The organism is Arthrobacter sp. Bi83 (genome assembly GCF_918698095.1).
Classification (GTDB): Bacteria; Actinomycetota; Actinomycetes; order Actinomycetales; family Micrococcaceae; genus Arthrobacter.
Map to the genome: position 1 here is coordinate 1 of NZ_CAKKLY010000041.1, position 10716 is coordinate 10716.

Here is a 10716-nt window from a genome sequence, read left to right on the forward strand (position 1 = left end):
GGGCGGGTGCGGCGGTGGCCGGCGGAGGAGGAGCGGTGGTGGGAGCCGGTGAGCCGGACTCCGCGTGCACGGCCCCGGCAATTCCCACCGCCGCGGTCAGTGCCAGCACAGTGGCAGCGAGTCCGGGGACCAGCACGGTCCGCAGGCTATTGGGTGGGATCATGGGATTACCTTTGCAGCAGCGAGCAGGACTCTCCCGCACCGAGTTGTGTCCCGGGTATCTTCCTATAGGGTTCCGTGGATCGCCAAATTTCTTACTTCCGGTCTTCCGGCGGCAGCGCGATCTGAAGTTTGCGCACCTTGCCCCTGCCCACGATGTAGCCCCGGCCCGGAATGAAGTCGGAACCGACCCGTCCGAGCGGGGTGTTGAGCAGGCTGTCGCCGTCCATATCACCAGGGTTGATCAGCAGTCCCCGCCTCCCGGATTTGAACGGCTGGGCCAGGGACCATGCCGAGGACCAGGTGGAGGTCTCGGATTCGCCCACCACCCACTGGTCCGCCTTGACCGAGGACGTGACCAGCCGCTCAAGGCCGGATTCGGCAAGGGTGTCCGTGAATTCCGTGAGCCCCTCGATGAAGATGGCGAGCTTTCCCGGGTTGGCTGAGGAATGGTCCGTGAGCTCATCGACCGCCTCCTCCACGTCGTCCGCGCCGACGAGGGAGCGGCTCCAGACGGGCAGTGACGCGACCGCGGATCTCCGCGAGGCGATGTAGACCAGCTCGGTGTCCGGGTTCGAACGGCGCAGCGCGTAAGCCAGCGTCACCAGCGCCACGGTCCGCCCGGCACCCGGAGGGCCGGCCAGCAGCAGCGGACCCTTGGCCATCAGCGCGGCGGGCTGCAGCGTTTCGTCGTCGACGCCGATCACCGGCTGGTCAGTCTGTCCGGCCGGCAGGACATCCAGATCCACCTGCTCCGGCAGGCGTTCGATCCGCGGTGCCCTTTCGACGCCCTGGCGCAGCATGGCCTCACTCAGCTTGTGGACTTCGCGCGCCTGCAGCGCCAAGTTGGAGTTGCCGCCCAGGACAGCAAGCTGCACTTCGTGGCTTCCGAGGAGTCCGCGCCCTGGAGGTGACGCCTGGCCCAGGACGTCCTTGGGGACGTCCAGCGACATGTAGTCGTCCTCCGAGGACAGCCGCAGCACCAGCCGCCGCTGGATGGAGGCAAGCAACGACGGCGGGACGGAGTTGGGGCGGTCACCGGTAACGATGAGGTGGATGCCCAAGGGACGGCCGTCAGTGGCCAGCTGCAGGAAAATATCCCACAGCCCGGACAGCCGGGTGTATTCGTAGGCCTCGCGGAAAGCGGACATGCCGTCCACGAGGACGAAAATGCGTTTCTCGTCCGGCAGTCCGGCCAGCTTCCGGTATTCCACGATGGTGGACGCCCGGACTTCGGCAAAGCGGGAGGCCCGGTCCTCGGCAAGGTCGTGCAGCCAGCGCAGGAGCCGGCCCACGCGTTCGGCGTCGTCGCCGTCGATGATTTCGCCCACGTGCGGCAGCTCATCGAGCATCTTCAGTCCGGCGGAGCCGCTGTCAATGCCGTAGACCTGAACCGGGCCGCCGCGCGGAGTGACGGCTGCGGCAATGGCAATGCCCCGCAGCGCCGCCGACTTGCCGGAACCGCCCGTGCCGTAGATGGCCATGTTGCCGTCTTTGTCCGGTTCGTAGAAAACGGTGGGCTGGTCCTGGCGCGCAGGGTCGTCGGCAACTCCCAGCAGGAGCCGTTCGTCGGTGCGGGGGTTTGGCAGCAGGGAGAAATCGTAGGTCATGGCCAGTTCGTTCAGCCACGGCTTTCGGGGCGGCGCAATGGCCAGCATGTCGGCCGCCCGGATGACGTTGGCCGTCATCCGGGCGATGTCGTTGGGCCCGGCCGGCTCTTCCTTGGCCGCAGTTTCAGGCACGGGTGCGGCCCATGCGGGCCCGGAGCCGAAGGCCATTTCCACAATGTCGATCTGCGGACGCTGAGGCCGCTCGGTGGTCCAGCCGCCGGCATAGCCGGTCTGGAACCCCTGGATGCGGCCGGGGCCGGTTTTTACTGCGCCGCGCCCGGGAATGGACGGGTCGAAATACGCGGCGTCCGGGACGCCGAGAATGTCCGTGGCGTCGTCCTCATCGGCCATGCGCAGCGCCACCCGGAGGTTGGTATTGGCGCGCAGGCTCTCCTTGATGACGCCGGCGGGGCGCTGGGTGGCGAGGATCAGGTGCAGCCCGAGGGACCGGCCGCGGGCGGCGACGTCCACCACGCCGTCCACGAATTCCGGCACCTCGGTGGCGAGCGCCGCGAACTCGTCCACCACGATCACCAGGTACGGCGGCGCTTCAGGATCGGCCTCGCGCTGCAGGGCCAGCAGGTCCTTGGCTTTCTTCCTGTTCAGCAGGCGTTCCCGGTAGTGAAGTTCGGCGCGGAGGGATGTCAGGGCGCGGCGCACCAGGTGCGGGGAAAGGTCCGTGACCAGGCCCACCGTATGCGGCAGGTGGAGGCAGTCCGCGAACGCGGCGCCGCCCTTGTAGTCCACGAAGAGGAAACTGACCCTGTCCGGGCTGTAGGCGGTGGCCATGCCCATCACCCAGGACTGCAGGAACTCCGACTTGCCGGCGCCGGTGGTGCCGCCCACCAGGGCGTGCGGCCCCTCATTCTTGAGGTCCAGGTAAAGCGGCTCGATGCCTTTGGAGCCCACCAGTGCACGCAGCGACCCGTTGTCCTTGCGGTTTGCGACGGCGATGGAGCGGACGGAGTTGTTCTCCTGCCACCGTTCGGCCACGACGTCCGGGTTGTCCAGGAAGTCCTTGCCGATCAGCGCCGCGTAAGACACTGCCCGCGGCAGGTTCGAGTCGTCCTCCAAGGGTTTTCCGGCGTCCACCACGGGCGAGAGCATGCGGGCCAGCTGGCCGGCGAGTTCGGCGTCGAGGCTCTCGCAGCTCACGGGATAGGTGTGGCGTCCCAACCTGACCTGTCCGGTGGTGGTGCCGTGTTCGCCGTCGACCTCCATGAAGTCGCGGCACGCGGCCGGAAGGGCCTCAACGCCGGTGGCCACCCACAGAACGTGCACACCGGCATCGGGCCCCCGTTCCACCAAACGGGTGAGCCGTCCGCGGTCCACTGGTGCGTCGTCTTCAATGATGACCAGGACCGATGGCAGCACAGGAGCCGGGACGTCCCCGTTTTCCTCGTGGGTGCCGGGCCGGTGGGCAGGACCGGTCGACTGGATGGCGGTTTCGCGTGATTCCACCAGGTCCTCGAGCCGCGCCAGCAGGCCTGCGCCGCTGGCAGAACCGGCCGCCAGGTGGTCACCAGGGAGCGGGCTGTGGCTCGAGCCGACATGCGGCAGCCACTGCAGCCAGTTCCAGCGTTCCCGGGAACGGGCGGAGGTGATGGCTGCCACCACGGCTTCGGCCGGCGAATGGAGGCCCACAAGCTGCAGAACCATTCCCCGGGCAACGTCATCCACCAGCCCGCGCGGCCCGGCCAGGCCGAACGACCCCGCGGAGCGCAGCTGGGAAAGGATGGGCACGCCCTCGATGTCCCGGAACTGGTCCAGGCAGTCCTGGATTTCACGCCGGTACTCCGCTTCCGTTTCCGAAGAGTTGGGCTCCTCAAACGGAACCCGTGACGGCGCCGTCCCGAGCCCGAACCGGAGGCCCAGGAAGCCGGGGTGCTCGGGCCGGTGAGTCCAAAGCAGGGGGCCGAGCTTGTAGATGGAGTCGACGGTGTCGCTGACGGACGGGGCCTCCTGCAGCCGCACGGCTCGTTCCACCTGCTGAAGCGCAACGATGTCCTGACGGAACGCCGCCATGGACTCCCGGTACTCCTTGAGCTGTTCCTTTCGTTCCCGCTTGGTCTGCAGTTTCTGGTCCACGTAGTGCCCCACTATGAACAACGGCATCATCAGCACGAACAGCATCGACAGCAGGCTCTGGGTCACAGCGAAAAGGACGGCCCCCATCATCAGCGGGGCGATCAGCATGATGTAGGGGAACGGGTGATGGTCCTGGCGTTTTGGTCCCGCGGGCGGCACGCGTTTGGACGGATTGAACCGGGGAACCACGCGCGGTGACCGGTTGAAATCAACGAGGGGCGACGTCGGTGCTGCCGCGCCGCTGCGTGCCAGCGGCACCACCGTGATCTCCGTGTCCCCCAACGTCACGGTGTCCGAGGAGCTGAGCGTGGCACGGGTGGCAGGCAGCCCACCCAGCAGGAGCCCGTTGGCGGAGTTCGTATCGACGATCTCGACGCTCTCCCCCACGGTGATGCGCGCGTGCCGCTTCGATGTCAGGGGGTCCGTGAGCCGGATGTCCGCGTCCCGGTCCCGGCCTATGTAACTGGTGCCGGACGGCAGCGAAAACTCGCGCCCGACGTCGGGCCCGGACAAAATACGGAGCGTCGCGGCGGCAGGGCCGCGGCCGGCAGCGGACCCGCCGGCCTCCGCGGTGCCGAACTGGTCGCTGACCTGGGTCAGGGAAACGACGGATCCGGGTCTCAGGCCGGACTCCAGCAGGATGTCGCCCCGGTTGAGGACGATTCCCCGCATTCCGCCGGCCACAAACGCCTCGTCAATCCTGAGTGAGAGGTTGGACGGGGCGGGTTCGCGCCGCCGACCCGGGTCCGCAGTCCAGAGTTCCGTGGCGATGTCGGCCACCGTGGCCAGTCCGTCCACCGTGACGGCGAGGTCTTTGGCGTTGGCGGGCTCGCGCCGGAGCGTCAGTCGGATTCTCATCCTTCGTCAATCCCCCTCATCTTGTCGAGCAGGTGCAGGTCGTCAGGAGTCACCAGGTGCGAGGTGACAGCATGCTCCACGAGCCGGGCGCGCCGGTTGGTGGCCAGTTTGCCGCCACCTCCCCTGAGCCCGGCCACGCCAACCCGGTCCAGCTTGTCGCACACGTTGTCCAGCTTCCGATTGAACCGGGTGATTGCCCAGCCGAGGTTCTTGGCGGCAGCCGCGGACGACGGTATGGCACTGAATCCGGTGCCTTCCCGGCGCAGCATGGGTTCGGCGAGCGCGACGATCAGCGCCTTTTGGGAGTCGGTGAAGACCACCGGGCCGATGGTGGTGTCGCCGGCGGTGTCCTCGCTTCGGGTTTCCTGCCGGAACGAGGGCGTCTTCAGGTGGACGGCGAATTCGTAGGTCGTGGGGCCCGCCGTGAAGATGATGTTGGTGTGGCTGAAGACCAATGGCAGGCGGGCGCCCGGGGAAAGCCAGGCCTGCATGCCGCCGGAGGCGTCGGCCACGGTGGCGGAGAGCATGCTGCCCACGTTGCTGAGCCACCAGATGCCGTCGTACCGGACGATCTGCAGGAAGTGCCGGTGCAGGTACGGGTTGTCATCCACTTCCAGATCACCTTCGCGGCCGATGCTGAAGACGTCGTCATCCGACGGCTCGTACCACTCGCCGCAGAAATCTACCGCCAGATCTCCCATTTTTCCGTGTCTCCTTGTTGGGCTGTTCATGCTCTGCTGAGCCATCATGCTGTCCGCGGCTGCGGGGCCTTTGGTGCCGGGCCTTCGGTGCGGGGCGTCAGGCGCACGCGATGGAATCCTCCCCTGCCGGCGACGCCGAGCCGTCGCTGCGCACGATGATCACCTGCACGCACGTGGCTTCATCGGGATTGGGGCTCACGTCCACGCGCGTCGCGGACGTTGACAGGTAGTTCCCGCCGCCCTTGACGGTCTTGATCCTCCACTTGTACGTGTCTCCCGGTTTCGGCTGCGGGTTGGTCCACGTGAACCGGACCTTGCCGGCAGCAGCGCTGCCCGCAAGCCTGGCGACGTCCGGCACGGACCCGTCGTCCAGGGCGTCCGCCGGCGGCTTGCTGGGCTGTTCGCTGGGCAGGACCTTTGGCTGCGGCGCAGCTGACGCCACCACGATCCCCACGATGATCGCGAGCACCAGGAGCGTCCCGCCGGAGATGGCCAGCCAGAGGTTCCGCTTGCCGTGATCCGGCGCGGGCTCTTCGCTTTTCGGCTCGCCCTCGCTCCCGGCCGGGTTGCTCCGGAGGACCGTGGCTTGGGCCCAGTCATCGCCGCCGGCGGTCTCTGTGGCTGGCACGGCTGGCACGGCCGGGCGAACTGGTGCGGCGGAGGGAGCTGGTGCGGCGGACGGAGCTGGTGCCGGTACTTCGCTTTTCAGGGGCCTGGTCCGGGCCGGGAAGGTGGGCGCGCTTCCTGTTTTCTCCGGGTCGACCGAGGCAACGTTGCGGACCCGGGTTTCCTCGACGCCGTCGTCGGGGTGGACGTCCTCCTGCTGCCGCTCCTCCAGGACCTCGAACGGGGTCACGGACAGGTTCAGCTCCGCCTGGATGCGCTGCATTGCCAGGGCAAAGGCGTGGGCGGACGAATAGCGGGAGGCCGGCGACTTTGCCATCGCCGTTGCCAAGGCGAGCTCCAGCGACTCGGGCACGTCGGCCCGGCCCAGCCCCGGGACGGGCATGCCGGTGATCCGCGAGATCAGCTCGCGCTGGGAGTTGTCCGCCCCGGGAAGGACGAACGGTGAGCGTCCCGCGAGCAGCGTGTACAGCGTGGCGCCCAGCGCCCACACGTCCACCATGACGCCGTCGACAGTTCCCTCCCGGAACTGTTCCGGAGGCGACCACGGAATGGACATACCGGCGTCTTCTTCCGCGTCGCTGCCCAGCGTTCCGGAGATGCCGAAGTCTGTCAGCGCCGGCCGGTTGTAGTCGGTGACCAGGATGTTGGCCGGTTTGATGTCACGGTGCGCGATGCCGGCCCGGTGTGCCGTTTCGACGGCGGACGCCACCTGGATGCCGATGGCCAGGACTTCGTCCACGCTGAAGCGCTGCCCGCGGTACCGGACGTCAAGGCTGGGCCGCGAGCAGTACTCCATGGCGAGGTAGGAATGCCCGTCGGCCGTAACCTCGGCCTCGAAAATGGTGACGATGAACGGGTGCGAGGATAGCTGCGCCATCAGGTTGGCCTCGGACTCGAACCTCCGCCGCGCATCCTCCGTTTTCAGCCCCGACAGGAGTACCTTCACCGCCACCTTGCGGCGCGGCCGGTCCTGCTCATACAGATAGACGTCCGAGAACCCGCCCGATCCGAGCAGGCTGACGTAAGTGAAACCGGGCAGGCGGGGCGGCGGGGCCGCGGGCCGCTTGGAACTCAAAGGATCTCCTCAAAACGCAACGAAACGTCGTCGCCAAGCTCGGCGATGTCGCCGTCGAGGACGATCGCCATTTCATTCTGGGCAAGGCGCCGCGGCGGCTGCCCTTCGCGGATCAGCACCGTGCCGTTGGTGGCTTTGAGGTCGCACAGCATCACGTGCCAGCCCTCAAGCCGCACCTCCACGTGGGACCGTGAAATGTTGCCGCCGGGGCTGGCCACCTGGATGAGCCGGGGCATGGAGCCGCCCTGAACCCGGGACACGGACGGCTGCCGCCCGATCACCAGCGATTCCTCCAGCTCGATCACCTCCCCCGTGGAAAGCCGCACGAGTCCCAGCCGCGGACGGGGCGTCTGGACAGCAACGTCAGGAAGCGGCGAGCCGCAGCTGGAGCACTGGGCGCTGGTGGGCGGGTTCGCGTGACCCGAGCCGCACACGCGCGCCAGGACCAGCGGGCCGTCCCCGGGCGTTGCGCCGGACGCGGCCGGAGCCTGCGCGCGAGCGGCCCTGAGTTCACTTTTGAGTACGGTCTGTCCGTCGTGGTCGCCCTCGGCGGAGTAGGGCGGTGCCGGCGCCCCGGCCGACGCTCCGGCCGTGGCTGGAAGAGGCTGGCTTTGCGCAGGCTGGCTTTGCGCAGGCTGTGACGTCTCCGCCGCGGTGGCGCGGTGAACCGGCATGGCGATGAACGACGGCGGCGCGGACGGACGCGGGGCACTCTCACCGCCGGTGACCCATGGCACGGAATCAATCAACCCTCCGGGCGCCGGCGGGCTCACCTCTGGCGCCGCTGGCGGACTCACCGCTGGCGGCGCTGGCCGGCTCTCGGCTGGTGCGGCCGGAACGTCCTCCTCATGCGCAAACCCGGCGCCAGGAACCTCAGTTTCCACGCTTGCAGCGACTGCCTGAGGCCCGCCGTCGTCGTCCTCCCCGGTGCGGACGGCCGCATCCTCGATGCTCCGCATCACGGTTTTTTCCCACAGATGGTCGTACGAACTCGTGGCTTCCGTGGCGGGCGACGGCGCCTCCGCCGGATTTCCGTCGTCTTCCAGCGGCGCGTCTTGCAGCCCTGTCTCTTCCAGCCCCACCATGGTTTCCGCCGAAGCTTCCGTCAGGGCCCCGGTCACGGCAGCGGTTCCGGTGCCAGCGACGTCCACGCGCAGGGACTGGAGAAGGACCACGCCGTCGGCCACGGGCAACTCCAACGCACCGAACCCGCCGGACTGGGCCGCCTCGCCCGTTACCGAAAGGCTGAACCGCTCCGGGGAGTCCAGCCATCGCTCGGTCCAGGTGGTGACATTTCGGCCGTCCAGCTTCAGCGGTCCGGCCGGGAGGGTGACGCTGAGGTCGAGGTCGCCGCGGAGGAAGACCCGCAGTGATTCACGGAAGCCGATGATCCCAAACGGCGGGCAGCTGGACAGCGGAATGCCGAGCCCGCCCGTCACGGCGTGGAGCACCTCGTGCACTTCGGGCCCGTTCTGGAGCAGCTCCCATACAGTCCGGATGAGTGTCGGCGGGGATCCCGGGCCCAGGATGACCGCCGTACCGGAACGAACCAGCCCAAACCAGCCGCCCGGGACGTAGCTAGCTTCGGCCATGCGCATTTTCCTCAGTTCCGGCGGCTTCGGTGCTGTCGGCAGAGCCATCCCTTCCCCCAGGACGTGGCAGCGTGTCCTCATCTTCCGCCGCGGAGGCCGTCCTCGGCGCCGTGGTGGAGACGCCATCTTCATTGAGGACGTTCCGGGCATCGACCACTATCACCGTAACGTTGTCCCGGCCGCCGCTCCGCAGCGCGGCCTGGATCAGCAGGTCAACGGCCTCCTGCGGGTCTGCTGCCGAGCTAAGGACGCCGAGCATCTGGTCGTCCGAGAGCTCGCCGTTAAGCCCGTCCGAGCAGACCATGACACGGTCACCCTCCTCGATCGGAAGCAGCCAGTAGTCGGCTTCCGTGTCATCGCCCGTGCCCAGAGCCCGGGTCACGACGTGGCGGCGGGGGTGGACCGTGGCCTGCTCGGCGGTGATCTCCCCGCTGTCCACAAGCTCCTGGACCTCGGAGTGGTCCACGCTGACCTGGGTGAGCGTGCCCTGGCTCAGCCGGTAGGTCCTGGAGTCCCCGACATTCATGACCAGCCAGTAGGGTATGCCCATTTGTTCCACCACCACCACGCCGGTCAGCGTGGTGCCCGCCCGCGATCCGGTCGCAGTGCGGATGGAATCGTCCGCCATGGCAAGGTACTGCTGCACCACCGATGCCGTGGCTGTCCGCGCTCCTGTGGCCAGCTGGGGCATCTTTGCCAGGGCCCGCACGCACATGCCGCTCGCAACTTCACCTGCCTCATGGCCGCCCATTCCGTCTGCCACGGCGAATACGGGGTCGGAGGCAATGAACGAGTCCTCATTAAGCTCGCGGCGCAGGCCACGGTCCGTTCCATAGCCGTAGCTCAGGCTAAGGCCTGGCGTGCTTCCGGCCGGTTCGGTGCGGGCTGCCTGCTGTGAGTTCATGCTTGTCCTACGGTAAAGGTGCGGTCCCCGAAGTGAACGGTGGTTCCGGGGCTGACAAATGAGGGGACGCCCGGCTGCAAGGCCGTGCGGACGCCGTCCGGTGTGGTGACGGCGCTGCCGTTGGTGGAATTCCGGTCCGTTACCCAGACGCCCGCACCATCGGTGAGCAGGTGCAGGTGGGTCTTCGAAATGGTCCGCCCGGGATCCGGCACGGCGAGCAGTTGCGCCTGTGACTCTCCGGAACCGGCAGCGGGATTGCGCCCGATCAGCGCGTTCCGCTCCAGCCGGAAGTCCCGGCCGTCGTCGAGCCGTATCCTGAGCACCGCAATGGGCGCATCCTGCCCGACACCGCGCAGCCGGGTGCGGTCGACGCCGTCGTCCGGATGGCTGACGGAGGGAACGGCGTCGTGCACATGGCCGCCGGTCCTGGTGGCCACAGCCACCGGTGACGCCACCTGCTGGACGGGAGGAAGGTCCAGCGGGGCGAAGCTATACGGTCCCTGGATGCCACCCGACGTTACGGGATTGCGTCCGGCGGTGACGTCAAAAACGAGGGTTTTCGCGGCACGGTCCTGCCAGCCCTGGAGCCCGTCGTTCCTGTCCCAGGAGCTGGACAGCACCACGAGGAAAGCCCACGCACATCCCAAAAGGGCAAGGGGAACCAGGATCCACAGGGCTGAGTCGAACCACTTGAAAAACACCACCACGGCGGCGGCGAGGACTGCCGGCAGCACCCCGGCCCCCGTGACGGTCCCCCGGAGGAAGGCGGCGCCCGTGCCGGGTGCGTACCCGTCCCTGTCTGTACTGCGGATGCCCATGAGCTGGTTGCCAACGGTGTTGCCGGAACGGCCCTCGAAGCCGGCAAGGACGAACATGTAGATGAGGGTCAGGCCCACCGCGATGCTTCCCAGCAGAACCAGCGTTCCGGTGTCATAGATGATGAAGCCGCCGCTGCGCGAACTCGTGACACTGGCGAACCCGAGGGAGAAGAGGACCACCAGGACAACCGCGGGTGCCAGCCAGTCAAGCACCGCCGCGCCAAGGCGCTTGCCCGGCGCGGCCGGGACCAGCTCCAGTTTGGCTCCCATTTCCGTTCCTTCCC

Annotated in this window: 6 protein-coding genes; all 6 read right to left on the reverse strand. The window is 67.9% G+C overall.

The window, feature by feature from the left end:
• Positions 1–254 precede the first annotated feature (254 nt).
• Positions 255–4715 (reverse strand): FtsK/SpoIIIE domain-containing protein, encoded by a 4461-nt coding sequence (locus tag LQ144_RS17090; RefSeq protein ID WP_230119900.1) that lies wholly within the window; start codon positions 4713–4715, stop codon positions 255–257.
• Entirely contained in the window at positions 4712–5416 is a 705-nt protein-coding gene (locus LQ144_RS17095; protein ID WP_230119901.1) for a hypothetical protein, read from the reverse strand. Before LQ144_RS17095 ends, LQ144_RS17090 begins: the two co-directional genes overlap by 4 nt.
• A 97-nt stretch (positions 5417–5513) precedes the next feature.
• On the reverse strand, positions 5514–7118 hold the full coding sequence (locus LQ144_RS17100) for a serine/threonine-protein kinase (protein WP_230119902.1): 1605 nt from the start codon (positions 7116–7118) through the stop codon (positions 5514–5516).
• Positions 7115–8710: an FHA domain-containing protein gene (locus LQ144_RS17105; protein WP_230119903.1), complete on the reverse strand. Its 1596-nt coding sequence runs from the start codon at positions 8708–8710 to the stop codon at positions 7115–7117. The genes LQ144_RS17100 and LQ144_RS17105 overlap by 4 nt, the downstream gene beginning before the upstream one ends.
• Positions 8697–9614: a protein phosphatase 2C domain-containing protein gene (locus LQ144_RS17110; RefSeq protein WP_230119904.1), complete on the reverse strand. Its 918-nt coding sequence runs from the start codon at positions 9612–9614 to the stop codon at positions 8697–8699. The genes LQ144_RS17105 and LQ144_RS17110 overlap by 14 nt, the downstream gene beginning before the upstream one ends.
• Complete coding sequence (locus tag LQ144_RS17115) at positions 9611–10702, reverse strand: RDD family protein (protein WP_230119905.1); 1092 nt, start codon at positions 10700–10702, stop codon at positions 9611–9613. The genes LQ144_RS17110 and LQ144_RS17115 overlap by 4 nt, the downstream gene beginning before the upstream one ends.
• Positions 10703–10716: the final 14 nt, after the last annotated feature.